The organism is Dictyoglomus sp. DH (genome assembly GCF_055181375.1).
Map to the genome: position 1 here is coordinate 481,507 of NZ_CM143706.1, position 25,442 is coordinate 506,948.

General features: G+C 33.2%; 23 protein-coding genes. 21 read left to right on the plus strand and 2 right to left on the minus strand.

All coding sequences use genetic code 11. The features are described 5' to 3' along the window. The first annotated feature begins 324 nt into the window (after nucleotides 1-324). The 5 genes from ACY3JJ_RS02250 to ACY3JJ_RS02270 all read left to right on the plus strand — a co-directional run bounded on the left by ACY3JJ_RS02250 (nucleotide 325) and on the right by ACY3JJ_RS02270 (nucleotide 6,738). Nucleotides 325-1,347, plus strand: coding sequence for a LacI family DNA-binding transcriptional regulator (locus ACY3JJ_RS02250; RefSeq protein WP_463092176.1), 1,023 nt, complete (start codon nucleotides 325-327; stop codon nucleotides 1,345-1,347). A 22-nt stretch (nucleotides 1,348-1,369) separates the two neighbouring features. Next, a complete protein-coding gene (locus ACY3JJ_RS02255; RefSeq protein WP_463092177.1) occupies nucleotides 1,370-3,190 on the plus strand; it encodes an L-fucose isomerase in 1,821 nt (606 codons plus the stop codon). Between the two features lie 51 nt (nucleotides 3,191-3,241). Continuing rightward, entirely contained in the window at nucleotides 3,242-4,744 is a 1,503-nt protein-coding gene (locus ACY3JJ_RS02260; RefSeq protein WP_463092178.1) for a sugar ABC transporter ATP-binding protein, read from the plus strand. Beyond that, complete coding sequence (locus tag ACY3JJ_RS02265) at nucleotides 4,745-5,731, plus strand: ABC transporter permease (RefSeq protein ID WP_463092179.1); 987 nt, start codon at nucleotides 4,745-4,747, stop codon at nucleotides 5,729-5,731. Between the two features lie 68 nt (nucleotides 5,732-5,799). Further along, entirely contained in the window at nucleotides 5,800-6,738 is a 939-nt protein-coding gene (locus tag ACY3JJ_RS02270) for a substrate-binding domain-containing protein (RefSeq protein ID WP_463092180.1), read from the plus strand. Nucleotides 6,739-6,807: 69 nt separating this feature from the next. Here ACY3JJ_RS02270 and ACY3JJ_RS02275 read toward each other — a convergent pair whose 3' ends face one another. Beyond that, nucleotides 6,808-7,302, minus strand: a complete 495-nt coding sequence (locus ACY3JJ_RS02275; RefSeq protein ID WP_463092181.1) for an ureidoglycolate lyase — start codon at nucleotides 7,300-7,302, stop codon at nucleotides 6,808-6,810. 371 nt (nucleotides 7,303-7,673) lie between these two features. Between ACY3JJ_RS02275 and rhaS the strand changes: the two genes are divergently transcribed. The 12 genes from rhaS to ACY3JJ_RS02335 all read left to right on the plus strand — a co-directional run bounded on the left by rhaS (nucleotide 7,674) and on the right by ACY3JJ_RS02335 (nucleotide 19,840). Then, on the plus strand, nucleotides 7,674-8,678 hold the full coding sequence (gene rhaS, locus ACY3JJ_RS02280; protein WP_463092182.1) for a rhamnose ABC transporter substrate-binding protein: 1,005 nt from the start codon (nucleotides 7,674-7,676) through the stop codon (nucleotides 8,676-8,678). Nucleotides 8,679-8,748: 70 nt separating this feature from the next. Beyond that, on the plus strand, nucleotides 8,749-10,260 hold the full coding sequence (locus ACY3JJ_RS02285; protein ID WP_463092183.1) for a sugar ABC transporter ATP-binding protein: 1,512 nt from the start codon (nucleotides 8,749-8,751) through the stop codon (nucleotides 10,258-10,260). 19 nt (nucleotides 10,261-10,279) lie between these two features. Then, nucleotides 10,280-11,284 (plus strand): ABC transporter permease, encoded by a 1,005-nt coding sequence (locus ACY3JJ_RS02290; RefSeq protein ID WP_463092184.1) that lies wholly within the window; start codon nucleotides 10,280-10,282, stop codon nucleotides 11,282-11,284. Further along, complete coding sequence (locus ACY3JJ_RS02295; protein WP_463092185.1) at nucleotides 11,281-12,237, plus strand: ABC transporter permease; 957 nt, start codon at nucleotides 11,281-11,283, stop codon at nucleotides 12,235-12,237. Before ACY3JJ_RS02290 ends, ACY3JJ_RS02295 begins: the two co-directional genes overlap by 4 nt. Before the next feature lie 16 nt (nucleotides 12,238-12,253). Beyond that, nucleotides 12,254-12,628: a sensory rhodopsin transducer gene (locus tag ACY3JJ_RS02300; protein ID WP_463092186.1), complete on the plus strand. Its 375-nt coding sequence runs from the start codon at nucleotides 12,254-12,256 to the stop codon at nucleotides 12,626-12,628. A 112-nt stretch (nucleotides 12,629-12,740) separates the two neighbouring features. Next, nucleotides 12,741-15,125, plus strand: coding sequence for an alpha-ketoacid dehydrogenase subunit alpha/beta (locus ACY3JJ_RS02305; RefSeq protein WP_463092187.1), 2,385 nt, complete (start codon nucleotides 12,741-12,743; stop codon nucleotides 15,123-15,125). Nucleotides 15,126-15,143: 18 nt separating this feature from the next. Then, nucleotides 15,144-15,404, plus strand: coding sequence for a biotin/lipoyl-containing protein (locus tag ACY3JJ_RS02310; RefSeq protein WP_463083191.1), 261 nt, complete (start codon nucleotides 15,144-15,146; stop codon nucleotides 15,402-15,404). Between the two features lie 13 nt (nucleotides 15,405-15,417). Continuing rightward, on the plus strand, nucleotides 15,418-16,113 hold the full coding sequence (locus tag ACY3JJ_RS02315) for a dihydrolipoamide acetyltransferase family protein (protein WP_463092188.1): 696 nt from the start codon (nucleotides 15,418-15,420) through the stop codon (nucleotides 16,111-16,113). A gap of 13 nt (nucleotides 16,114-16,126) precedes the next feature. Next, nucleotides 16,127-17,398 carry a zinc-binding dehydrogenase gene (locus ACY3JJ_RS02320; protein WP_463092189.1) on the plus strand — a complete coding sequence of 424 codons (1,272 nt, stop codon included), beginning with the start codon at nucleotides 16,127-16,129 and terminating at the stop codon, nucleotides 17,396-17,398. Next, nucleotides 17,391-18,188, plus strand: a complete 798-nt coding sequence (srlD, locus tag ACY3JJ_RS02325) for a sorbitol-6-phosphate dehydrogenase (RefSeq protein WP_463092190.1) — start codon at nucleotides 17,391-17,393, stop codon at nucleotides 18,186-18,188. The genes ACY3JJ_RS02320 and srlD overlap by 8 nt, the downstream gene beginning before the upstream one ends. A gap of 4 nt (nucleotides 18,189-18,192) precedes the next feature. Continuing rightward, on the plus strand, nucleotides 18,193-19,182 hold the full coding sequence (locus ACY3JJ_RS02330) for a sugar phosphate isomerase/epimerase family protein (RefSeq protein WP_463092191.1): 990 nt from the start codon (nucleotides 18,193-18,195) through the stop codon (nucleotides 19,180-19,182). Next, nucleotides 19,172-19,840, plus strand: a complete 669-nt coding sequence (locus ACY3JJ_RS02335; RefSeq protein WP_463092192.1) for a class II aldolase/adducin family protein — start codon at nucleotides 19,172-19,174, stop codon at nucleotides 19,838-19,840. The genes ACY3JJ_RS02330 and ACY3JJ_RS02335 overlap by 11 nt, the downstream gene beginning before the upstream one ends. Nucleotide 19,841: 1 nt before the next feature. Here the strand turns inward: ACY3JJ_RS02335 and ACY3JJ_RS02340 are convergent, their stop codons facing one another. Beyond that, nucleotides 19,842-20,567: an SDR family oxidoreductase gene (locus ACY3JJ_RS02340; RefSeq protein ID WP_463092193.1), complete on the minus strand. Its 726-nt coding sequence runs from the start codon at nucleotides 20,565-20,567 to the stop codon at nucleotides 19,842-19,844. A gap of 171 nt (nucleotides 20,568-20,738) precedes the next feature. Between ACY3JJ_RS02340 and ACY3JJ_RS02345 the strand changes: the two genes are divergently transcribed. The 4 genes from ACY3JJ_RS02345 to aglA all read left to right on the plus strand — a co-directional run bounded on the left by ACY3JJ_RS02345 (nucleotide 20,739) and on the right by aglA (nucleotide 25,259). After that, nucleotides 20,739-22,007 carry an ABC transporter substrate-binding protein gene (locus ACY3JJ_RS02345; RefSeq protein WP_463092194.1) on the plus strand — a complete coding sequence of 423 codons (1,269 nt, stop codon included), beginning with the start codon at nucleotides 20,739-20,741 and terminating at the stop codon, nucleotides 22,005-22,007. 69 nt (nucleotides 22,008-22,076) lie between these two features. Continuing rightward, nucleotides 22,077-22,985 (plus strand): carbohydrate ABC transporter permease, encoded by a 909-nt coding sequence (locus ACY3JJ_RS02350; RefSeq protein WP_463092195.1) that lies wholly within the window; start codon nucleotides 22,077-22,079, stop codon nucleotides 22,983-22,985. A gap of 3 nt (nucleotides 22,986-22,988) precedes the next feature. Then, nucleotides 22,989-23,834 carry a carbohydrate ABC transporter permease gene (locus tag ACY3JJ_RS02355; protein WP_463092196.1) on the plus strand — a complete coding sequence of 282 codons (846 nt, stop codon included), beginning with the start codon at nucleotides 22,989-22,991 and terminating at the stop codon, nucleotides 23,832-23,834. 33 nt (nucleotides 23,835-23,867) lie between these two features. Continuing rightward, nucleotides 23,868-25,259 carry an alpha-glucosidase AglA gene (gene aglA / locus ACY3JJ_RS02360; protein WP_463092197.1) on the plus strand — a complete coding sequence of 464 codons (1,392 nt, stop codon included), beginning with the start codon at nucleotides 23,868-23,870 and terminating at the stop codon, nucleotides 25,257-25,259. Nucleotides 25,260-25,442 lie beyond the last annotated feature (183 nt).

Below are 25,442 nucleotides of genomic sequence, written 5' to 3' on the forward strand. Positions count from 1 at the left end.
AACATAAAAAATTGGTGATTGTCAAAAAAGGGGAAATTCCCTCACGTATCAGATTCTTCTTAACCTTTAGCCATATTTTTCTGGAATAAATTATAAAAAGTTTTTGTTCAAAAGTTATATAATTTCATCTTGTATATTTAGATGTATAGGTCCCATCTAAGTTATGTTTTATGGAGAATAATATTTATCTTTATTATAGCTTTAAATAAGCTATATTCAAGGATTCGCTAATTTTTAATTTTTTAATCTTATTGACGATTTTTAATTTTTATAGTATTATGTTATCGTTAACATAAAAATATAAGTAAGTAGGGGGATCTAAGATTGGTAACTATTAAAGATGTGGCTAAAAAGGCTGGAGTATCAGTAATGACCGTTTCAAGGGTTATTAATGGGGGTAAGAATGTAAGTGAAAGTACCCGAAAGAAGGTCTTAAAAGCTATTGAAGAATTAGGTTATGTCCCTAATTCTATCGCGAGAAGCTTAGTATTAAATAAAACTTCTACTATAGGACTTGTGATCTCTGATATAACAAACCCATTTTTTACAACAATTGCTCGTGGCGTAGAGGATACTGCAATCTCTAAGCATTACACAGTAATAATATGCAGTACAGATGAAAATCCTGAAAAGGAATTAATGTATGTAGAAGTTTTGGCTAAAAGTAAAGTAGATGGTGTTATCTATGCCTCTGCATCTGGGAAAAAAACTCCCTTAAAATCTTTATTCCTTAAAAATATACCTATAGTTTTGATTGATAGAACGATTGAAGGTGTTAATGACTTAGATATTGTAAGAGGAGATAGTGTATATGGGGCATATTTGTTGACAAAACATTTAATTGAATTAGGGCATAAGAGAATAGGAATTGTGGTAGGAAGCACGTTTATTTCTACAGCAAGAGATAGAGTAGAAGGATATAAAAAGGCTTTGAACGAGGCAAAAATTCCTATTGATGATAGTTTAATAAAAATTAGCGAGAGATCTAAATTCTCTAAGGAAGATGGATATAGATTAACAAAAGAGTTATTAGAGATAAAAGATCCTCCAACAGCTGTTTTTGGGGGTAACAATTTAATGGCTATTGGTGCTATGTTGGCAATTAAAGAAAAAGGATTGGAAATTCCAGATGATATTTCTCTTGTTTCTTTTGATGATATTGAGAGTTTGTCTGAGGTATATCCTTTTCTTACTGTAGTAAAACAGCCAGCCTATACAATGGGAGTTTTGGCTGCGGAACTTTTAATAAGGAGAATAGAGAATAAAGATAAGATACAAGAAAAAAGAGAGATTATGTTGACTCCTGAATTAATTATAAGAAAGTCTACAGCTCCACCTAAGAATTAATTAAGAAGGGAGGATATTTTCTATGGGTAGATTATTCCCTATTAGAGTTGGTGAAAAAAGGTTTATAGAGGATTATCCCAAAGTAGGAATTCGTCCAACTATAGATGGAAGATATGGGGGTGTAAGAGAGACTTTAGAAGATCAAACTATGAATCTTGCAAAGGCAGTTGCAGAGTTTATTGAAAATATTGTTTATCTTCCCAATGGAGAAAAAGTTAAATGTGTAATCCCAGAAAGGTGTATTGGAGGAGTTGCAGAAGCAAGAATGGCAGATGAGCTCTTTAGAAAAGAAGGAGTAGGAGTATCTATAACTGTTACTCCTTGTTGGTGTTATGGAGCGGAAACAATGGATATGAGCCTTGATATTCCAAAGGCTGTTTGGGGATTTAATGGTACAGAAAGACCAGGAGCAGTTTATCTTGCAGCAGTTTCAGCTGCTCACAATCAAAAAGGGCTTCCAGTATTTAAGATTTATGGAAAAGACGTTCAAGATAGAGATGATTACACTATCCCTTCTGACGTAAAAGAAAAGATAATTAAGTTTGTAAAGAGTGCTTTAGCAGTAGCTATTATGAAAAATAAGTCTTATCTTTCTATAGGTAGTGTCTCTATGGGAATTGCAGGATCTATTGTTGATCCTGACTTCTTTGAGGATTATTTAGGGATGAGGGTTGAGTATGTAGATATGACAGAAATAATTCGTAGGATTGAAAGAAAGATTTATGATGAAGAAGAATTCAGCAGAGCAATGGAGTGGGTTAAAAAATATTTGAAAGAGGGAGAATATCCTAATCCACCTGAAAAAAGGGTTGATGAGAAGAAAAAGCAGGAAGTATGGGAATTTGTAGTGAAGATGACGTTAATAATCAGAGATTTAATGGTTGGAAATAAAAAGTTAGAAGAACTTGGTTATCCTGAAGAGAGTTTAGGACATAATGCTATTGTAGCAGGATTTCAAGGGCAAAGACAATGGACAGATCATTTTCCAAATGGTGATTTTCCAGAGGCTATTTTAAATTCATCTTTTGATTGGAATGGATTAAGACAACCTTATATATTGGCAACAGAGAATGATAGTCTCAATGGAGTATGTATGTTATTTGGTCATCTTCTAACTAACACTGCTCAGATTTTTGCTGATGTTAGAACTTATTGGAGCCCTGAAGCAATATATAGGGTTACAGGATGGAAGCCTGAAGGTTTAGCCCAAAATGGAATAATTCATTTAATAAATTCTGGACCTGCTGCTCTTGACGGTACAGGAGAACAAGAAATAGATGGAAAACCAGCTATAAAGCCATTCTGGGAGATAACTGATGAGGAAGTTTTGAAATGTATTAATGTCACTAAATTCTGTTATGCTAACCTTGGATATTTTAGGGGTGGTGGTTTTTCTACTGACTTTACTACAAGAGGAGGCATGCCAGTAACTATAAGTAGATTAAATATAGTTAAGGGGCTTGGCCCTGTTTTACAGATTGCAGAAGGTTACACAGTGGAACTTCCTCCCCATGTTCATGATATTCTGGATAGAAGAACAGATCCAACTTGGCCAACTACATGGTTTGTGCCTAAGCTCACTGGAAAGGGTGCCTTTAAAAGTGTTTACTCAGTAATGGAAAATTGGGGGGCAAATCACTGTGCTATTACTTATGGGCATGTGGGTGATCTTTTCATAACACTTGCTTCCATTTTAAGGATTCCTGTTTGTATGCATAATGTGGAGGAAGATAGAATATTTAGACCAAGTGCTTGGTCTATGTTTGGTACTCAAGATTTAGAAGGAGCTGATTATAGAGCTTGTTTAAACTTTGGACCACTCTATAAAAAAGTAAGAGGATAATAAATTTTAAATAAGGGGGATGAAACTATAAATACTGAGACCTTAGTCTTTATGGAAAATATAAATAAGAGTTTCCCAGGGGTTCAAGCTTTAAAGGATGCTTATTTTGAGCTGAAACGTGGTGAGGTACATGCATTGGTTGGAGAAAATGGAGCGGGGAAGTCTACATTAATGAAGATATTAGTTGGCGCTTATAGAAAGGATTCAGGAAGGATTGTATATAAAGGAAAAGAGGTAGACATTCCTAATCCTCGTGTTGCACAAGAGATGGGAATAAGTATGGTTTTCCAAGAATTAAATTTAATGCCTCATCTCACAGTAGCTCAAAATATTTTTATAGGTAGAGAACCAAAAAAGAAAAATATACCAATATTCTTAGATGATGACGAGATTAATAAAAGAACAAAAGAACTTTTAGATATGCTTCATTTAAAAGTGGATCCAAAAGTAAAAGTTTCAGAATTAACTGTTGGTAAACAGCAAATGGTTGAAATTGCTAAAGCCTTATCATTTAATTCAGAGGTAATAATTTTTGATGAGCCAACAGCTGCTTTAAGTGAAGCGGAAACAGAAGAGTTATTTAGTATCATAAGAAAGTTAAAATCTCAAGGAATAGGGATAATCTATATTTCTCATAGATTGGAAGAATTAAAACAAATAGCTGATAGAGTAACTGTAATGAGAGATGGACAATATATAGGAACAGAAAACATAGAAAATGTGACCATTGATAAGATTATAAGCATGATGGTGGGTAGAGAGATTTATGAGACTCTTAGAGAAAAAGAAGTAGAGGAAGAGGCTGAAGTTGTCTTAGCTGTTAGAAACTTAAGAAGAGGAAAGATATTAAAAAATATTAATTTTGAGTTAAGAAAAGGGGAAATCTTAGGATTTGCAGGATTAATAGGAGCTGGAAGGACAGAGTTAGCAAGAGCAATATTTGGTGCTGATCCTATCGATTCCGGAGAAATATATGTAAAGTCTAAAAAAGTTAATATTAAAAATCCATGGGATGCTATAAAGCACGGTATTGGATATCTATCTGAGGATAGGAAAAGATATGGTTTAATGCCCAATTTGGATGTGAAGACAAATATAATTTTGCCTTCCATGAGTGAATTTTTAAAAGCATTAGGTTTTGTTGATGATAAAAAGGCAGAGAAAGTTTCAAATGAATATGTTGAGAGGTTAAAGATAAGGACACCATCTATTAGGCAAAAAGTTATGAATTTATCTGGAGGAAATCAACAAAAAGTTGTAGTCGCAAAATGGCTTTTAAGAAATTGTGGCATACTCATCTTTGATGAACCTACGAGAGGTATAGATGTGGGAGCGAAAAATGAAATATATAAGCTTATGAATGAATTAATAAAAGAAGGAAAATCAATTATAATGATCTCCTCGGAGCTTCCCGAAATATTAAGAATGAGTCATAGAATTGTGGTTATGTGTGAAGGCAGAATAACAGGTATTCTGAATGCTGAAGAAGCCACTGAGGAGAAAATATTGAAATATGCTACCATGTATGAAGACCAAAAGGAGGTTTTAATTTAAATGGTTAATAAATTATCAGCTCTTTTCTCTAAGAGTGGACTAAGACAAATTTTAATGTTTGCAAGTCTCTTTTTGCTTTTTACCTTTTTCTCAATTGCATCACCTAATTTTTTGACCTATGAAAATGTGGTTGCAATTTTGCTTGCTACTTGTGTAAATGGTCTTCTTGCTCTTGGTGTAACCTTTGTTATTATAACAGGTGGTATTGACCTTTCTATAGGTACTGTTATGACTATATCCTCTGTGATGAGTGGTGTTTTTATAGCTTTTTGGAAATTACCAGTATTTATTGGTGTTTTAGGGGGAATATTAACAGGTACTTTAGCTGGTTTTATTAATGGGTTTGTTATATCAAAAATGAAATTACCTCCCTTTATTGCAACTCTGGGTATGATGATGATTGCAAAAGGTTTAGCTTTGGTTATATCAGGCTGTAAACCAATTTACTTTATGGATGCTCCTATATTTAATAAGATTGCTATGGGATCTATTATAGGAAAAATAATACCAGGTATCGGAGAATTCCCTAATGCGATTTTGTGGTTTATCCTTTTCATAATTATTGCGAATATTCTTCTCAACAGAACCGCTCTTGGAAGATATACCTTTGCTATAGGAAGCAATGAAGATGCAGCAAGATTATCAGGTCTGAATGTTGATAAATGGAAGATAATAATATACTCCTTATGTGGAACTTTTGTGGGTATTGCTGGTGTCATAATGGCTTCAAGATTAAATTCTGCACAACCAGCTTTAGGTCAAGGATATGAATTGGATGCTATAGCGGCTGTAGTAATAGGAGGCACATCATTGAGGGGTGGAGAGGGCTCTATAATAGGAACAGTCATAGGTGCATTAATTATGAGTACTTTAACTAATGGTTTAAGAATTCTCTCTGTACCTCAAGAATGGCAGATTGTAGTAAGTGGAATTATAGTTATTGGTGCTGTTTATCTTGATATGATGAGAAGGAGTAGAGAGATATGATAATCTGGGTAATATTTGCCCAAAAGGCAAATATTATAAAAAATCCTTTAACGGGGGAGGTTTAAAAAATGAAGCGTTTCCTAATTGTATCCTTAATGTTCATTTTCCTTATTGGGCTTTCCATTACGTCTGCCCAAAGACCATACATTGCTATGGTCTCCAAAGGGTTCCAGCATCAGTTCTGGCAAGCAGTAAAAAGTGGTGCTGAAAAAGCAGCAAAGGATTTAGGAGTAACTATAACCTTTGAAGGTCCAGAATCTGAAGCAATGGTAGATAAACAGATTGAAATGCTTCAAGCAGCTCTTGCTAAGAAACCTGCAGCTCTTTGTATTGCAGCTCTTGATAGCAAAGCAGTTATACCATATCTTGAGAAAGCACGTCAAATGGGTATTCCTGTAATTGGATTTGACTCTGGAGTAGATAGTAATATTCCTGTAACAACAGTTGCAACAGATAATATAAAGGCTGCGGGTTATGCTGCTGATAAGATGGCAGAATTTATAGGAAGGATTGGTGAAGTTGCTTTAGTAGTACATGACCAAACAAGTAGAACTGGAATTGATAGAAGAGATGGATTTGTAAATAGGATTAAACAAAAGTATCCATTAATAAAAATAGTTGATATTCAATATGGTGGTGGTGATCATCTTAAATCTACAGATCTAACAAAAGCTATTATACAAGCTCATCCAAGATTGAAGGGTATTTTTGGAGCGAATGAAGGGTCTGCTATTGGAGTAATTAATGCAGTTAGAGAGATGAATAAGGTAGGAAAGATAGTAGTGATAGGATATGACTCTGGAAAACTACAGATTGAAGCAATTAAATCTGGTTTAATGAAAGGTGCTATAACCCAAAATCCAGTTGGAATGGGTTATATGGCTGTTGAGGCTGCTGTAAAAGCGATTAAGGGTGAAAAGTTACCAAAATTCATAGACAGTGGTTTCTATTGGTATGATAAGACAAATATTGATGATCCTAAGATAAGAGAGTGTCTATACGAGTAAGAGATAGAAAAAGGTAAATAAAGAAGGGGAAGGCAAAAAAGCCTTCCTCTTCTTTATTACTATCTTTTTTTAGAGATTTATTTTTATTTTATTAGGCAAATCTACAATTTCAATATCTTTTTCTACTGTTGGCTTTTTTAATACCAATATAAATCTTAGCTCAGGAGTAATAGGATAAGGTAACCAGTGCCATACTCCCTCATTAAGGACAAAAGATGCTGTGCCGTCTATCCAGAAAGCTTCTATGGAATTTGAATCAGGTATATTTTTCCCAGGAGTTGCAGGAGCAAGGCAAATTATTCCAGCTCCCGATATGGGAATAAAGGCTTCCAAGGTTTGTTTATGTCTTTCTATTTTTTCTAAGATAAAATCTCTATTGAAATCTCTTCTGATTTCTAAATATCCTAAACATCCCTCACTTCCAAGAGATGAAATGTCAGCTATGTTGTGATAATAGTTAAAGACTTCTGATTTTGCTGCAGGAGGATTATTAAAAGGAGGAACTATTAAGGTTCCAAATTTTTTGAAATTCTCTTGATTAGGGTATTTAACTTTAATCTCCATTTTTCCCTCCACAATATGTTTTTATATATTTTGAATTATTTTTAATTATACTGTTTATTTAATATCATTTTTAACTTATTTTGTCAATGAATATAAAAACTTTATAGATAAAATAGATAAATTAATCTAAATGTTTTTGTTTTTTCTTTTCTATAAAAAATATATTCCTGTTGTTAAGATTCTTACTGTTTTTTGATGTCTTTCAATTTTTTGACAAAAATACATATTACATGTAAAATAAAAAATAAAAATAAATGAAAGAAAAAGATAAAAGAAGATGAAAATTTATGCTAAAGAGGGGAGGTGAGTAGTTAAGTATCTAAGATTTCAAGTTGGATATATAAAAATTTTTTAATTAGGGGGGATTATTTATGAAAAAGTTTTTGATCGTTTTATTAATTGTTATTCTTCTTACCTTAGGTACACAAGGATTTGCTCAAAAAAAATTTGTTATTGGATTAGTATGTAAAACTGCTGGTAACCCATTTTTTGAAGCAGTAAATAAAGGAGCTCAAGAGGCTGCAAAAGAATTAGGAATTACTGTTTTATATCAATCTCCAGCTGCGTCAAGCGTTCAAGGGCAAATTGATATTATTAACTCAATGATTGCTCAAAAAGTTAGTGCAATCTGTGTTTCTGCCAATGATCCCGATGCTTTAGTTCCAGTATGTAGAAAGGCTCAACTCAGAGGTATTCCAGTTGTAACTTTTGATTCTGCTGTGAAACCTCAAGGAAGAAAGCTTTTTGTAAATCAGGCAGATATGGAGCAAATAGGAAGAATTCAAGTTCAACTTTTAGCTAAGATGATAAATTATGAGGGTGAAATTGCTGTGCTAAGCGCTGCCTCTACCATGGCTAATCAAAATACATGGATAGCATGGATGAAAGAAGAACTTAAAAAACCAGAATATAGTAAGATGAAACTTGTGGCCATAGTGTATGGGGATGATATTAGAGAGAAAAGTTATAATGAAGCAATGGGATTATTTAAATCTTATCCAAATTTAAAGGGAATAATTGCACCAACAACAGTAGGTATTGCAGCTGCTGCTCGTGCTATTGAGGATGCAGGACTATCAGGAAAAGTACAGCTTACAGGTCTTGGTTTACCAAGTGAAATGGCAGAATATGTGAAGAGAGGAACATGTAAAGCTTTTGCTTTATGGAATCCTATAGATTTAGGTTATGCAACAATATATGCCACTTATCGTTTGTTAACAAAAGAGATAAAGGGTAATGTAGGAGAGAAAGTTAATTTGGGTAGACTTGGAGAAAGAAAAATAGTGGATGAAGGCAATGGTGGAAGAATGATAATTCTTGGACCTCCATTTGTATTTGATGCATCTAATATAGATTATTGGTCAAAAGTATACTAATTAAAAAGGAGGGGGAGAATCTCTCCCCCTCTTATATTTTATTTATTGAAAGAAGGGGTTAATAAAGTATATGAGCGATTATATATTAGGGGTTTTTGGAATATATAAAACTTATACAGGAACAAAACCAGTTTTACAAAATGTTGATTTTAATTTAAAAAGAGGAGAAATTCATGCTTTATTGGGAGAAAATGGGGCTGGAAAGTCTACTTTGATTAAAATTATAAGTGGTGTATTGCAACCTGATAGTGGAGAGATTATTTTAGAAGGAAAGAAAATCCATCTGAAAAATTCTATGGATGCTCAAAAGTATGGTATTGCTGCCGTTTTCCAGGAGCTTGCTTTATTTCCGGAATTGAGTGTGGCTGAGAATATATTTATAGGCCATTATAAATATAGTCCATTTTTTAAAAATATTGATTGGAAGAACCTATATAAAGAAGCTGAGAATTTATTAAACTCCTTAGGAATAGAATTGAATCCTAAGGTTCCTGTAAAAAATCTCAGTATAGCTGAAAGGCAATTGGTAGAAATTGCAAGAGTTTTATCCATAAATCCTAAGATTTTAATTATGGATGAACCTACTTCTTCCTTGACCTTAGAAGAAACCCAAAGACTTTTTAATATTATAAGAAATCTTAAGCATAAGGGCACTTCTATTATATTTATTTCTCATAGGTTGGAAGAGGTTTTTGAAATAGCTGATAGAGTAACAGTACTAAGAGATGGACAGTATATAGGAACAAGAGATGTAAAAGATACAAATATGGATGAGTTGATTCAAATGATGGTAGGAAGAAAGTTAGAGGATATGTATCCTAAGGTAGAGGCTAAAAAGGGTGATATTCTGCTTAAGGTAGAAGGATTAACAAAACATGGAGAATTTTATGATATTTCCTTTGAACTTTATGAAGGAGAGGTTTTAGGAATAGCAGGACTCGTAGGTTCTGGAAGAACAGAGGTTGCTCAAACCATATTTGGGATAAGAAAGAAAGATAAAGGCAAGATATATATAAAAGGAAAAGAGGTAGAAATAAATAGTCCTAAAGATGCTATAAGTCATGGAATAGTCTATGTTCCTGAAGACAGGCATCAGCATGGACTACTTCTACCTATGGATATTGTATGTAATGTTACTCTTCCTATTTTACAAAGTTTAGCCAATAAAGGAGTTATTAATAAACAAGAAGAAGAAACTCTTACAAAAAGATACTATGAATTGTTGGATATTAGAGCTACTGGATTCAGGCAAAAGGTTATGAATTTATCTGGAGGAAATCAACAAAAGGTTGTCCTTGCTAAGTGGCTCGCTACAAATCCAAGGATTCTTATTTTGGATGAACCTACAAGAGGTGTAGATGTGGGAGCTAAAGTAGCTATTTATAACCTAATCAATAAATTGGTTCAAGAAGGTTATGGAATAATACTTATTTCTTCAGAAATGCCTGAGGTAATAGGTATGAGTGATAGGATTTTGGTGATGCATGAGGGAAGATTAGTGGGAAGTCTTTCAAGAAAGGAAGCAACTCAAGAAAAGATTTTGTCATTAGCTTTGGGAAGAGGACATCTGGTAAAGAGTTAATGATTAAAGGAGGCTGTTTATGACAGAGTTAGATACTATGATTGGAATAAAAAAAGATAGTAATATATCGAGATTGAGAGAGATAGGCATAATATTTCCTCTTTTCTTTTTTGGTCTAATTATAGCCATAAGAAATCCATATTTTGTGACCTGGGAGAATATTCGTTATATTCTTCTTGATGCATCTATATTGAACATTGTGGCTATAGGAGAAATGATGGTAATTTTGACTGGGGGAATAGATCTTTCTGTTGGCTCTAATCTTGCCTTGACAGGTATGATTGTCTCTATGCTATATAGAGATTTGCCTAATCTTCCGGTTATTTTAGCACCAATTTTAGGTATTATTATCGGGGGTATATGTGGGACTATAAACGGTTTATTTGTGGCAAAAGGTAGGGTAATCCCGATTATAGCCACTCTCTCTACCATGTATATTTTTAGAGGAATTGTTTATATTATAAGTCAGGGAAAGTGGGTTAATGCTCATGAAATGCCTGAAGGTTATAAGCTCTTAACAAGGGTGGAAGTTTTTGGTATTCCTATATTGATTATTTATGCTTTTATAGTTTTTCTTCTTTTTTACTATATACTTAACTACAAATCTATAGGAAGAAGTATATATGCAGTAGGTAATAATCCACAATCTGCGGTCTATATTGGTTTAGATAAAATAAAATTGCTTTTTTTAGTCTATCTAATATCAGGAATTTTATCAGGTCTAAGTGGTGTTTTATATACTTCAAGATTTGCCTCTGCCGAAAGTAGTGCTGCTGTAGGGTTTGAATTATCTGCTATTTCGGCTGTAGTTATAGGTGGAGTAAAAACTACTGGAGGATCAGGTAAAATAGGAGGGGTTGTTTTAGGGGTATTATTGTTGACCATGATAGTAAATGGATTAAATATTATGAGAATTTCTCCCTTCTATAAGCTTGCTCTACAAGGACTTATGTTTTTGACTGCAATAGTAGTAGATTCCTTGATAGCAGAAAGAACTCAAAGAAGGTATAGGAGGAGATCATGAAATTAAAAATTAAAATTACTTGGGAAATAATCTTACTTATATTGATTATATTAGTATTTGTAATAAGCAGTATTTTGTCTCCTTATTTTTTAGATATAGTAAACCTACTTGATAACACCACTAATTTTATGGAGAAAGGATTAATCTCCCTTGCTATGGCGTATATCATTATTAGTGGAAATATAGACATCTCAGTAGCATCAAATATGGGAATGACATCTGCTTTTATGGGGGTCCTTCATAGAGCCGGTACTAATATTTGGATTTGTGTTTTAATAGGGCTACTAATATCTACTTTAGGAGGATTTTTAAATGGTTATCTAATTGTTAGATTTAGGTTACCTGCTATAGCTATAACTCTTGGTACTTATGCTCTCTATAGAGGAATAGCTTATATTTTATTACAAGACACAGCAGTAGGAATTGAATCTGAAAGTTTTATGTACTTAGGACAAGGGTATATAGGAAACACTCCTATCCCCTTTTCATTAGTAGTATATATTATTTTTGCTTTTATTTTTGGCTTTATATTACATAAAACCACTTTTGGAAGATACATATATGCTATAGGGAACAATGAGCAAGCATGTAAATTTTCAGGTATACCAGTAGAAAAAATAAAAATAATATTATTCACTCTTTTAGGTTTTATGTCAGGTTTAGGAACTATATTTTTAACATCAAGATTAAGCAGTATAAGGCCTGACATAGGTAGTGGTTTAGAACTTGAAGTTATAGCAACGGTGGTTTTAGGAGGAGTAAGCATATTGGGTGGATCTGGAAATATGATTGGGGTTGTACTTTCTCTATTTTTACTTGGATGTCTCACTTATAGTCTTAATCTTTTAAATATACCAAGCCAAGTGATAACTATTATACTTGGATTATTATTAGTATCAACGATTTTAATTTCTAACTTTATAGAGCAAAGAAGAAAACTTGTAAAATTTTGAAAGGGGTGTTTAATAAATGGAGAGAGAACTTGGTGCTAAGATTTGGCTTATACCAGATGCATATTTACCGGATGTGGGTGATGTTAATTTACCAAGTCATGAGTCTACATGTATTTTAAATGTAAATGATAAACCTGCTACTGTTAAATTCACCTTCTATTTTGAAGATAGAGATCCAATAGAGTCAAAGGAGATAGTTGTGCCTGCAAAGAGAACATGGCATGTAAGATTGGATAGGTCAGAAGAAATTCTTGGGGTGAAGCTTGAGAGAGATGTACCTTTTGCAATTAAAGTGGAGAGTAATATAAAAATTGTGGTGCAACATTCAAGATTAGACACAAGACAACCCAATCTTGCCTATATGACTGCTATTCCTTGGAATATCGATTAATTAATATTTCTTTAATGTTTTTATGCTTGACATTTAAGAGCGTAATGTTAATATAAAAGAAAAAGAAATGAAAATAAAAAATAAAAATAAATAAAAGAAAAATAAAAAGGAGGTGCTAAAGTTGCCAAAAGAGATAAATGTATTCCCAGAGTTTGAACCAGGATATATTGAGGTTGGCGGGAAAGTCCCAAAGTTTCAATATAATAAATCCCTTAAGGATGAATTAAAAGAGGGAACAATAACAAGGGAAGAAAGTATTGATCTTTTTAAATGTATGCTTATGATTAGAAATTTTGAAGAGATGATATATGAATTGAGGGCAAATAAGGGTAAGTATGGGAATATACGTTATTTATATATAGGAGCCACTCATCTATCTATAGGACAGGAAGCAGTACCAACGGGTGGAATATCGGTTATTAAAAAGGATGATTATATAACAAGTACTCATAGAGGACATGGGGATGCAATAGCTAAAAGTTACTTTGGATTAAAAGATATGTCAGAAGAGGAGCTTTTTTCTTTTGTAGAAAGTAACAAAGAGATTGCCAATTTTTTAGGTTATAACTGGAAGAACAAAAATAAAGATATATTATATCAATACGCTCTTGATATAGAACTCTTTAAGGCTATAGGAGAACTATTTGGAAAGGAATGGGGGGCATGTAAGGGAAGAGGAGGCTCCATGCATATTGCGGACTTCAGTGTAGGTCATTTAGGGGCTAATGCCATAGTTGGAGGTAGTATGGGAATTGCAGTGGGATCCGCTATGGCGTCAAGATATATGGGGGATGGAAAGGTAACCCTATGTTTTATTGGAGATGGGGCTATGAATACGGGTATAGCTCATGAGGCATTGAATATGGCTTGTATGGCCCAATTCACTAATGGGTTGATGAAGAAAAAGTTTGGTGTACCAGTCATATTTATGGTTATGAATAACCAATATGGAGAATCAGGTCAACAAAAGGGAGAGGTCACGGGAATAGATTATATTGCAGAAAGAGGATTTGCTTATAACAAAAAGGGAATGCATGCTGAAGTTGTAAATGCTATGAATGTGCTTGCTGTAAGAGATGCGGTAAAAAGAGCAGTGGAAAAGGCAAGAAATGGTGAAGGACCTATTTTGCTTGAGTTTTGGGGATATAGATTTGTGGGACATTCTTTAAGTGATACATTAGAGAAACCAGAAGATGGTACTTATCGTACATATGATGAGCTTCAAGAATGGAAAAAATATGATCCTATAGAAAATTTTGCTAAGGAATTGATAAGGGCTGAAGTACTTACGGAGGAAGAAGTAGAAAATCTCAAGAGAGAGGCTCGCAAAAAGAATGAAGAAATAGCAGCAAAAGTTATAGAATCACCCAATCCTGATCCTAAACAAATGACTCTATATGTATTCAATGATGCTCCTATTGACGATTATGTACCTGAAAAGTTTAGAAACGTTACTGTGTTAAAAGAACCAGCCTTTAAAGATAGGGATCCAGAGTTAGAGATAAATTATAAAGAGGCTATAATTGAAGCTTTATATCAAGAGATGAAAAGAGATGGAAGGGTGCTAATGTGGGGAGAAGATATTGCTGATTATGGTGGTTCTTTTGGTGAGACAAAAGGTTTATTGGAAATATTTGGTAGAGATAGAATATTTAACACTGCTATATCGGAAGCTGCAATAGTAGGAACAGGAATTGGTGCGGCTATGAGAGGATTGAGACCTATTGTTGAGATTATGTATATTGATTTTATTTTAATTGCTTTAGATCAAGTGGCAAACCAAGCTGCTAAGATGCGTTATATGACTGGTGGTCAAGCAGAAATACCTTTAACCATAATAACTACTATTGGTGGTGGTAAAGGATATGCAGGACAGCATTCTCAAAGTATTGAATCCATATTAACCCATTTTCCAGGATTGAAAATTGTTGCACCATCAGATGCTTATGATGCAAAGGGGCTTTTAATATCAGCCATAAGAGATAAAAATCCTGTAATTTACATTGAGCATCAAAATCTTCTTCAAGATCCATTACTTTTGTCTCTTTCAAAAAGAAAAGTACCAAAAGAGGATTACATAATTCCATTAGGGAAGGCAGATATTAAAAGAAAAGCTAAGAATTACGATAAAAGTGTAACGGTAGTTTCATGGTCAGCCATGTTATATGCTGTTTTGAAGGCGGCAGAAGAATTGGAAAAGGAAGGAATTGAATTAGAGGTTATAGATTTAAGAAGTCTCTATCCTTTGGATATGGATACTATAATAGATTCGGTAAAAAGGACAAGAAGATTTGCGATTGTAACTCAAGCAGTAGAGTTTATGTCATTATCAGCTGAAATAATTACTCAACTTTTTGAAAAAGCAAATTCATATTTGGAGAGACCACCATTGAGGATAGGGGCTCCTTATTGTCCACCCCCAGCCTCTCCAGTTCTTGAAAAGGCTTACCTTCCCAATGATAAGAGAATAATAGATGAGATTAAACAGTTATTTTAGAAAGGAGGAAGGATAAGGATGGTGAAGAACATTGTTATGCCAAAGGTTAGTGATGTAATGGAAAATGGAACTGTCACTACTTGGCTTAAGAAAGAAGGAGAAAAAATACAGAAGGGAGAACCATTATTAGAGATAGAGGTGGAAAAAGCAATAATGGAGATAGAGAGTGAATATGATGGTTATTTAAGAAAAATATTAGTAAAAGAAGGAGAGACAGTTCCTGTAGGTACTGTTCTTGCTTATGTTACTGATACCTTAGATGAGGAAATTCCAGAGTAAGGGGGCATAAATTTTGAGTGGAGATAATGAGATTAAAAAGATACTTTTGAGTACTACAAGAAGGACTATAGCTGAGAGACTTTTGAAGAGTAAGCAAAATATACCTCATTTTTATGCTGAGTTAGAAATGGATGCTACAAACTTAGTGAATGCGAGAGAAGAGTTTATAAATAAAAATAATGTAAAAATATCTTATGATGATTTTATTATCAAGGCTGTAGCATCCTCTATAAAGGATTTCCCTTTAATAAATTCTCGTTTTAAGGAAACAGAAATAGAACTTTTAGAGGAGATAAATGTTGGTTTTGCGGTTGCTTTAGGGGATGAAGGTGTAGTAGTGCCTGTAATTAAAAATGCTAATAAGAAAAACATTCTTCAGATATATGAAGAAAGGATTTTATTGATAGAGAAGGTAAGAAATAGAAAACTGAGAGTTGAAGATATATCTAACAGAAGTATAACAGTAAATAATGTAGGAGTTTTTGGAATAAAGTCCATATTAGCTATAATTAATCCACCTGAAGTTGCTATAGTTACTTTTGGGGCTATTCAAGATAGAGTGGTTCCTGTAAATGGTGAGATAATGATTAGGAAAATGATGGATATTACACTTTCAGCAGACCATAGAGTAATAGATGGGGCTTATGGTGCTAAATTTCTTGTAAAGATAAAAGAATTTCTTGAGAATCCTAACCTGTTATTAATTTAGGAGGATAATAAAAATGGAAACCATAGCTTTAAGAATGTATGGAAAGATGGATCTTAGGCTTGAAAAATTTGGGCTTCCTGATATTAAAGAAGATGAAATACTTGCAGAGATAATTTCAGATACCAGCTGTCCATCTACTTATAAAGAGATAGTGCAGGGGTCAGAGCATCCGAGAGTACCAAAGGATATTGATAAAAACCCTGTTATTGTGGGACATGAAATGGCAGGTATTATTTTAAAAATTGGAGAAAAATGGAAAGATAAATATAAAGAAGGACAAAAGTTTACTATTCAACCTGCCCTTTTATATGAAAAAGGTCCTGTAGGTGTATTAAGTGCTCCTGGTTATTCATACAAATATTTAGGGGGGCTTGCTACAAGGGTTATTATTCCTAATGAAGTGATGGAACAAGATTGTCTTTTAATATATGAAGGAGATGCTTTCTATAAGGCATCCTTAGTGGAACCTTTGTCTTGTGTGGTTGGTGCTGTTAATGCTCAATATCATACAAAGGAAAATTCATATGAGCACATAATGGGTATAAAGCCTGGAGGTAAAACTGCGATTTTAGGTGGAGCAGGTCCTATGGGTCTTGCTTTTCTTGCTTATCTTGTTTATGGTCCTCAAAATCCCGGATTGTTAATTATTACTGATATTGATGATTCTAAGCTTCAAAGGGCTATTAGAGCTTTTCCTGTAGATAAGATTAAAGAAAAGGGCATAGATATTAGATTTATTAATCCTACAAAAGATCAATCATATAAAGAAGTGAAATATGATGATATCTTTGTATTATATCCCAATCCTAAATTAGTTGAGGAAGCAGACTCTCTACTTGACAGAGATGGATGTCTAAACTTTTTTGCAGGACCAACAGACCATAATTTTACCGCATGTGTTAATTTCTATAAGGTTCATTATGATAAGCATCATTTTGTGGCTACATCTGGGGGAAATGCTAATGATATGAAGATAGCTTTAGATCTTATTCAGAAAGGCATTATAGATCCTTCTCCTATGATTACACATGTTGGGGGTTTGAATGTGGCAAGGGATGTGCTTTTAAATTTTCCCAATATTCCTGGAGGAAAGAAATTAATCTACACCCACATAAAGTTTCCTTTGTCAGATATTGATGATTTTGAAAGATTAAGTATTGAAGGTCCTACCGAATTAAGAGATATTTATAGAGATCTATATCAAATTGTTAAAGAGAATAATGGATGGTGGTCTAAAGAAGCAGAAGATTATATATTGAAAAAGGGGGAGAAAATAGATGTGTGATTGCCAAAGATTAAAAGATAGAGTAGCAATTGTTACTGGAGCAGCTCAAGGGCTTGGTGAGGCTCTTGCTTATAGGCTTGCTAAGGAAGGTTGTGATGTTACTGTTGCTGACATAAAAATAGATAAGGCTCAAGAAGTGGTAAGAAGAATTGAAGAGGAATATAAAAGAAGGGCATTAGCTATAAGATGTGATGTAACTAATGAGGAAGATGTGAAAAATATGGTAGAAAAAACGGTTGAGGTTTTTGGAAAACTTGATATAATGGTTGCTAATGCTGGAATATTGATGGCTCATGATGTTACTGAATTTCCTCTTGAGGATTGGAAGAAGGTTATTGATGTGAATTTGACAGGCTATTTTCTCTGTGCGAGAGAGGCGGCAAAAGTTATGGTGAGACAAAGATCAGGTGTCATAATACAAATTAATTCAAAATCTGGTAAGAAAGGAAGCTTTAGGAATTCTGCTTATTCTGCATCTAAATTTGGAGGAATAGGTTTTACTCAGAGTATTGCATTAGATTTGGCTCCATATAATGTAAGAGTGATAGCTGTTTGTCCTGGAGATCTTCTGGATTCACCTTTGTGGAAAGAAAGTCTATATGATCAATATGCAAAGAGATTAGGGATAAGCAAAGAAGAGGTAAGAGAAAGGTATTTAAAACAGGTTCCCCTTGGAAGAGCATGTACTTATGATGATGTGGCAAATGTGGTAGTATTTCTTGCCAGTGATGAGGCCTCCTATATTACTGGAGATGCTGTTAATGTTAGTGGTGGGGTAGAGATGAGGTGAAGAAATGAGAGTACATATAGATATTGGTGTTAATGGAGCCTTTTTAACAAGAAGGTGGGAAGAACCTGAAAATTTTATAAGGCTTACAAAAGAACTTGGGTATGATTACCATTCTTTCTGTAGTGATGTTTTAGATCCCTTCTTTAGTGGCGATAAGGAATATCAAATAGAGACAGCAAAGAAAATAAAGGAGTATTCAGAGAAATATGATGTAGATATATGGGACTACTATACGGGGATGGCGACCCATAGGTTCCATGGTTTGTCTCATAGTGATGAAAGAGTGAGGAAGAGAATGAAAGAATGGATTATATCTGCCATGGATATTGTAAGGGAGATGGGGGCAAAATATCTTGGAGGACATTGGGATGCTATTTCTGTGGAAGTATTGCAAGATAATAGCAAAAAAAGAGAAAGAATTAATTACGTTTATAATACTTTTAAAGAACTTGCTAAGATTGCTAAAGATAAAGGAATTTTGGGTATTTCTAATGAACAGATGTATATACCAAGTGAAAAACCATGGACATTAAAAGAGGCTGAAGAATTTCTTATTGAAGTAAATAAAGATAATGAAGGGGTTCCTGTTTACTTAACTATTGATGTGGGCCACCAGGCTGGTATGCATTACGGACTTACTGGAGAAGATCTTTCCTACGAAGAATGGTTAAGAAGATTTGCTTGTTTTTCTCCCATTATTCATTTACAACAGACGAAGCCAGATTCAAGTAGTCATTGGCCATTTACAGAAGAATATAATTCTATTGGACATGTCAAAATTGAGAAGGTGCTTTCTGCAATAAAGTCGTCTTTTGAAAATTATAAAGAAAATCCTGTATCTAAATATTTAAACCCAGTAGATAAAATAGTACTTATAGTCGAAGTTATTCCACCTTCCACAAAAACTGAGGAAAAGGTATTAGAAGAGCTTAAAAAGACCTCTGATTATCTACGAAATTATATTCCTAAGGGAGGAATTTATTATGAATTCTGATGTGGCAAAACTTAAAAAAGAACTTATAGAGATAGGAAAAAGAATTTCTATGGAAAGCTTAGTTGTTGGGCCTGGAGGAAATATAAGTGCAAGGCTTGGAGATAGAATATATATAAAAGCAAGTGGATCTTCCTTTGAAGATGCTACAGAAGAAGACTATATAGGAGTAGAAATAGGTTCTGGAAATGTTGTAGACGGTTATAAAAGGCCTTCCTCAGAAATTTGGATGCATCTTGAGTGCTATAAGCAAAGGGAAGATGTAATGGCAGTGATTCATACCCATCCTGTATATGCTATTGCATATGCTTTTCAAGATGAATCTTTAAAACCCTTTACCCCTGATATGGTTGCTCTCCTTGGAGGAGAGATTCCAGTAATTGAGTATGTAGTACCAGGAGGTAAAGAGTTTGCTGAAGCAGTAGGGGAGATTATAAAAAATCATAATGGAGTTTTAGTAAAGAATCATGGCCTTGTTACAGTTGGGAGTAATTTAAAAGAAGCATTATATAGAACTTTACTTATTGAATCTTCAATTAAAGTAATTTTTGTGGCAAGACTCTTTGGAAAGATGCGCTTCTTTACAAAAGAACAAATAGATGAAATTGATAATTTAGAGGTTGAAAAATATAGAAAAAAATTATTAAAGGATAGATTTTAAACTATTTCCAAGGGATATTATCTTTTCGTCTTACTTGGATTTCGTCAATAACTGCATTATTTCTAAATCTTAATAGAAATATAATGATTTCTGCGATTTCGTAGGGTTGTATTAATGATGATTTTTCAAGATCAGGTCTAACTTTGTTAACTAGATCAGTGGCAACTCCCCCTGGAGATATTAAATGTACCCTTATATCATATTCATGCACTTCTTGAGCAAGGACTTTTGTGAATCCGTGAAGTGCATGTTTTGATGCAGTATAGGCACTTTGATTTACATATCCTTTATACCCTACTACTGAAGATATATTTATAATAGTTGGAATTTCTGAGTTTTTCAAATAAGGTATGGCATATTTACATAAAAAATAAGGAACCTTTGCATTAATTGTCATTAAATTATCCCATTCTTCCTCTGATGTTTCTAATAAAGGTTTGGAAAGAGCTGTTCCAGCATTATTTATTAATATATCTAATCCTCCAAAACATTCAATTACTTTCTCAATAACAAACTTTGGAGCATTATTTTCTGTCAAATCTATTGGTAAAATAAATATATCAATATTTTCTTTTGATAATTCATCTTTTATTTTTTTTAATTTATTTTCATCTCTTGCTATAAGAGCAAGATTAACCTTTTCCTTTGCAAGCCTTCTTGCAATTTCTTCTCCAATTCCTCTGCTGGCTCCTGTTAATAATGCTATCTTTTTAGCAAGGTTAACCATGGCTTTATTATATCATGACATTGATAATGAAAAAAATCTTGACAGAAATGAAAAATAAAAATAGAATATAAATATTGATTTATGCAATATTTTTGCATAATATAAAATGAGGGGGTGATCTGTAAATTTAAAAAATCTCTCCTAAAATAATATTAAAAGGGGGTTAGATTTATGAAGTTTAAAGGGGTTTTAGTTTCTTTGTTACTTCTTCTCATTGTTTTGACAGTTAATTATTCTCAACAGCCTATAAATTTAAGGGTTGCTTGGTGGGGAAGCCAAACCAGACATAATCAGACTCTTGAAGTAATCAAGCTGTTTGAAAAAAGATATCCCAATATTAAAATAACGCCAGAATATACATCATGGAGTGATTACTGGACGAAACTTAATACACAGGCTGCAGCTGGAAACTTACCTGATGTAATACAACATGATTATCAATATATTACTGAATGGGTAAATAGAGGATTACTTTTACCTCTTGATGATTTTGTTAAGGATAATGTAATAAATCTAAAAGATGTGGCTACTAATTATATAAAGCCTGGAATAGTAAATAGTAGACTTTATGGTATAAATCTTGGTGTTAATGCTCTTGGTCTTGTTTATGATCCTGAATTATTCAAACAAGCTGGTGTTCCTCTTCCAAAAAATGATTGGACTTGGGAGGAATTTAAAAATACAGTTATACAAATAAAGAAAAAACTTGGTATTTATGGTGTTGAAGGCTTTACAGGTCAAATAGAATGCTTCAAAATTTGGTTAATTGAGAATGGAGAATGGTTATATTCTCAAGATGGTAAGTCCATAGGTTTTAGTAAAGATACATTTGTAAAATGGTGGGAGATGATGCTTGATATAGAGAATGCTGGAGCTGCGCCAGATATATCAGTGGATGTTTCAAGGACTGGTCTTGGGGTTGAAGATCAATTTATTGTTAAAAAGAAATCTGCTATGTCTCTTGCTTGGAGTAATCAGCTTATTGCTATATCAAAAGCTGCCGGCAGACCTTTAAAGATGGTTCTTTTCCCAAGGCTTGATAGAAAATCAAAATCTGGTACCTATCTTAAAGCTTCCATGTTTTTCTCTATTTATTCCAAGACAAAATATCCTAAAGAGGCAGCTATGTTTATTGATTTCTTTACTAACAATTTAGATGCTCATAAGATTATGAAAGCAGAAAGAGGAGTTCCTATTTCAAGTAGAGTACAAACTTTCTTAAAACCATATCTTGAGGCTTCTCAGAAAGAGGCTTTTGCTTTTGTAAGACTTGCTGAAAAAGAAGGATCGCCTACACCTCCTCCTGATATTCCTAAACATGCAGAGATATCAAATAATGTTATAGCTCCTATATGGGAACAAATTAGATACAAGAAGATTGGATTAGAAGAGGCTTATGATACTCTTAAGAAAGAAGCAGAGAAAATATTGAATAGGTAATTAATGTTTTAGGGGGAGAATAATAAAATTCTCCCCCTTTTATACTTTATAAGGGGAGTAGATAATATTATGAGGCTATCTAAGAAAAAAAGATCCAATATCTTAGCAGGATATTTTTTTATTTCTCCATGGATTATAGGTTTTTTAGCATTTATTTTGTTTCCACTTGTGGCTTCTTTTCTTTTATCTTTTACTAAGTATGATGTATTAAGTACTCCTAAATTTATAGGTTTTGATAATTGGTATAGAATGTTTTTTGAGGACAGGCGTTTTTATAATGCACTGAGAGCAACTCTTAAATATGTGGTCTTTGCTGTTCCTTTTAGATTACTGTTTGCTTTTATCGTTGCTTTGGTATTAAATCTTTCAGAACATAAGATAATTAGATTATATAGGGCTATATATTATGTACCTTCTCTTGTTGGGGGAAGTGTTGCAGTAGCAGTAATGTGGAAACAAATTTTTGGTATGGATGGACTTGTAAATTATATATTACAGAATATTTTGGGGTATTCAGAAGAGATTATGTGGCTTGGTGATCCTCGTTTTGCAATATGGACTTTAATTTTACTTGCAATGTGGCAATTTGGATCTCCTATGCTTATATTTTTAGCAGGGTTAAAACAGATACCAGTAGAACTATATGAGGCTGCAAGTATAGATGGGGCAGGATTTTGGAGACAGATATTTAAAATAACATTACCCCTTTTAAGTCCTGTTATATTTTTTAATCTTGTTATGCAAACAATTGGAGGATTTATGGTTTTTACACAAGCTTATATTATAACAGGAGGAGCACCTTTAGATACTACTCTATTTTATGCTCTTTATGTATATCAAAAGGCTTTTAGAGATTATGATATGGGATATGCATCTGCAATGGCTTGGTTCTTATTATTTGAGGTAGCAGTCGTGACTTTTATTTTGTTTAAAACTTCTAAAAAATGGGTATATTATGAGGCAGGGGAGGTTAAGTAATTTATGATAAAGAAAACTTTAACTTTTTATGTAATTTATTATATCATAATTAGTATTTTTGCCTTTGTAATGATTTATCCACTACTTTGGTTGATAGGTTCGTCATTTAAAACGCATCAGGAGATATTTTCAGATATGACATCACTTATTCCTAAAAAATTTACGATTGAGAATTATATAGAGGGCTGGGAAGGATTTGGAGGTATAACCTTTGCTACTTTTTTTAAAAATTCTTTTATTTTATCCACTGGAGTAACTATTGGTATAGTTATATCATCAACCATGATTGCCTATGGACTTTCAAGAATCGCTTTTCCGGGAAGAAATTTTTGGTTTACAACTATAATGTTAACCTTACTTCTTCCAGGACAAGTTCTTATTGTTCCACGATATATACTTTTTTATAAACTTGGTTGGGTTAATTCCTTTAAACCCTTAATTGTTCCTGCCTTTTTTGGGGGTCCTTTTTTTATTTTTTTGATGATGCAGTTTATAAGAGGAATTCCCTATGAATATGATGAGGCTGCATCTATTGATGGGGCTAGTAAATATCAAATATTTTGGTACATTATCTTGCCAGGATTAAAACCTGCTTTAATCACCAGTGTAATCTTTGCTTTTTATTGGACATGGGATGATTTTATGGGACCCTTATTGTATTTAAATAAACCAGAGTTGTACCCTATAGCTCTTGCTTTAAAGGCTTTTGCTGATCCTACAACTATTACAAATTGGGGAGCTGTTTTTGCTATGTCAGTTCTATCGCTTATTCCTATTTTTATTATTTTTATATTTTTCCAAAAGTATATGGAGACAGGTATTGCTACTACCTCTATATCAAAGTTATAGAATTCTTAATAATTAAAATTGGGAGGTCTAAAAATGGCAAATATTAAGATTGCTTTTGTAGGGGCAGGAAGTGTCAGGTATACCTTAACTCTTATCTCGGATCTTTGTAAAGTAAAGAGATTAAATGATTCTTCTGTATCATTAATGGATATTGATGAAGAAAGATTGAATGCTGTATACAATCTTGCAAAAAAAATTAATGATGTATTTGGAGCAAATCTTAGGATAGAGAAAACTACAGACTTAAGATTTGCTGTAGAAGGAGCAAGCTTTGTTATTAATACTGCTCTTGCAAGGGCTGAGGGGCATGAAGATGGATATGTACAATATGAAATTATGAGAGAGGTTGGAGAGAAGCATGGATATTATCGGGGTATAGATAGTCAAGAGTTTAATATGGTTTCTGACTATTATACTTTTACTAGCTATAATCAATTAAAACTTTCTCTTGATATAGCAAAAGTGATAGAAAAATATGCTCCTTCTGCTTATATGATGCAGACTGCAAATCCTGTTTTTGAGGTTACTCAGCTTGTCTTACGTCAGACTAATACAAAAATTATAGGTTTTTGTCATGGTTATGGTGGAGTTTTTGATGTGATAGAAGCTTTAAATCTGGATCCTAAAAAAGTGGAATGGCAAGTTGCTGGAGTAAATCATGGTATTTGGCTAAATAGATTTTTATACAATGGTGAGAATGCATATCCTATTCTTGATAAATGGATAGAAGAAAATTCATCAAAATGGGAACCTAAAAATCCATGGGATGCCCAATTAAGTCCTGCATCTATAGATATGTATAGATTTTATGGAATGTTACCTATTGGAGATACATGTAGAAATGGAAGTTGGAAATATCATTATAATTTAGAGACGAAAAAGAAATGGTATGGTAAATTTGGATGCATAGATAATGAGATAGAAAGGCCTAAATTCTATGAAGCTTTAAGAGCCTATAAGAGAAGGCTTATTGAATTATCAAAAGATGATAAAGAAAATCTTTTGGATGTTTTTCCTGAGCTTAAAAGGGAAAGTTTGAGTGGTGAACAACAAATTCCTTTTATTAATGCAATTGTAAATGGTGAAAAACAGAGATTAGTTTTAAATATCCTTAATAATGGAATTATCTCTGATATTCCTAAGGATGTGGTGGTGGAAGTGCCAGTAATAGTAGATGATAATGGAATACATCCTGAAGAGATTAAGCCTGATTTAACAGATAGAGTTAAGAAATTTTATTTAACACCTCGAATTATGAGAATGGAATTTGCTATAGAAGCATTTGTTACTGGGGATAGAAGAGTATTTGAAGAAGTTTTGATAAGAGATCCAAGAACAAGATCATATGAACAAGTAAAGGAAGTTATAGATGAAATTTTAAATTTACCTTTTAATAAAGAGATGAAAGAGCACTATTCCCACTAAGAGCCAGTAAGTACTTATTTCTTTACCATAAAAAAGCCACTTAAGTACCTTGGTAATCCTTCTCGACAATTTAGAGGAGGGTTACCAAGGTTTTTTCTGAATTCATAGTTTTTATACTCTCAACAATAGAAAAATGATGGCAATATTACACAAATCTACATCAGAGATTGATTTTATTTATTA

Excerpts from the sequence above, each read along its gene's own strand:
- ACY3JJ_RS02275 (WP_463092181.1), bottom strand. The coding sequence starts at position 7,302 with ATGGAGATTAAAGTTAAATACCCTAATCAAGAGAATTTCAAAAAATTT.
- ACY3JJ_RS02355 (WP_463092196.1), top strand. The coding sequence starts at position 22,989 with ATGATAAAGAAAACTTTAACTTTTTATGTAATTTATTATATCATAATT.
- ACY3JJ_RS02345 (WP_463092194.1), top strand. The coding sequence starts at position 20,739 with ATGAAGTTTAAAGGGGTTTTAGTTTCTTTGTTACTTCTTCTCATTGTT.
- ACY3JJ_RS02295 (WP_463092185.1), top strand. The coding sequence starts at position 11,281 with ATGAAATTAAAAATTAAAATTACTTGGGAAATAATCTTACTTATATTG.
- ACY3JJ_RS02260 (WP_463092178.1), top strand. The coding sequence starts at position 3,242 with ATGGAAAATATAAATAAGAGTTTCCCAGGGGTTCAAGCTTTAAAGGAT.
- ACY3JJ_RS02310 (WP_463083191.1), top strand. The coding sequence starts at position 15,144 with ATGGTGAAGAACATTGTTATGCCAAAGGTTAGTGATGTAATGGAAAAT.
- ACY3JJ_RS02265 (WP_463092179.1), top strand. The coding sequence starts at position 4,745 with ATGGTTAATAAATTATCAGCTCTTTTCTCTAAGAGTGGACTAAGACAA.
- ACY3JJ_RS02255 (WP_463092177.1), top strand. The coding sequence starts at position 1,370 with ATGGGTAGATTATTCCCTATTAGAGTTGGTGAAAAAAGGTTTATAGAG.
- ACY3JJ_RS02340 (WP_463092193.1), bottom strand. The coding sequence starts at position 20,567 with ATGGTTAACCTTGCTAAAAAGATAGCATTATTAACAGGAGCCAGCAGA.
- ACY3JJ_RS02330 (WP_463092191.1), top strand. The coding sequence starts at position 18,193 with ATGAGAGTACATATAGATATTGGTGTTAATGGAGCCTTTTTAACAAGA.
- ACY3JJ_RS02335 (WP_463092192.1), top strand. The coding sequence starts at position 19,172 with ATGAATTCTGATGTGGCAAAACTTAAAAAAGAACTTATAGAGATAGGA.
- ACY3JJ_RS02350 (WP_463092195.1), top strand. The coding sequence starts at position 22,077 with ATGAGGCTATCTAAGAAAAAAAGATCCAATATCTTAGCAGGATATTTT.
- srlD (WP_463092190.1), top strand. The coding sequence starts at position 17,391 with ATGTGTGATTGCCAAAGATTAAAAGATAGAGTAGCAATTGTTACTGGA.
- ACY3JJ_RS02270 (WP_463092180.1), top strand. The coding sequence starts at position 5,800 with ATGAAGCGTTTCCTAATTGTATCCTTAATGTTCATTTTCCTTATTGGG.
- ACY3JJ_RS02320 (WP_463092189.1), top strand. The coding sequence starts at position 16,127 with ATGGAAACCATAGCTTTAAGAATGTATGGAAAGATGGATCTTAGGCTT.
- ACY3JJ_RS02285 (WP_463092183.1), top strand. The coding sequence starts at position 8,749 with ATGAGCGATTATATATTAGGGGTTTTTGGAATATATAAAACTTATACA.
- ACY3JJ_RS02300 (WP_463092186.1), top strand. The coding sequence starts at position 12,254 with ATGGAGAGAGAACTTGGTGCTAAGATTTGGCTTATACCAGATGCATAT.
- ACY3JJ_RS02290 (WP_463092184.1), top strand. The coding sequence starts at position 10,280 with ATGACAGAGTTAGATACTATGATTGGAATAAAAAAAGATAGTAATATA.
- aglA (WP_463092197.1), top strand. The coding sequence starts at position 23,868 with ATGGCAAATATTAAGATTGCTTTTGTAGGGGCAGGAAGTGTCAGGTAT.
- rhaS (WP_463092182.1), top strand. The coding sequence starts at position 7,674 with ATGAAAAAGTTTTTGATCGTTTTATTAATTGTTATTCTTCTTACCTTA.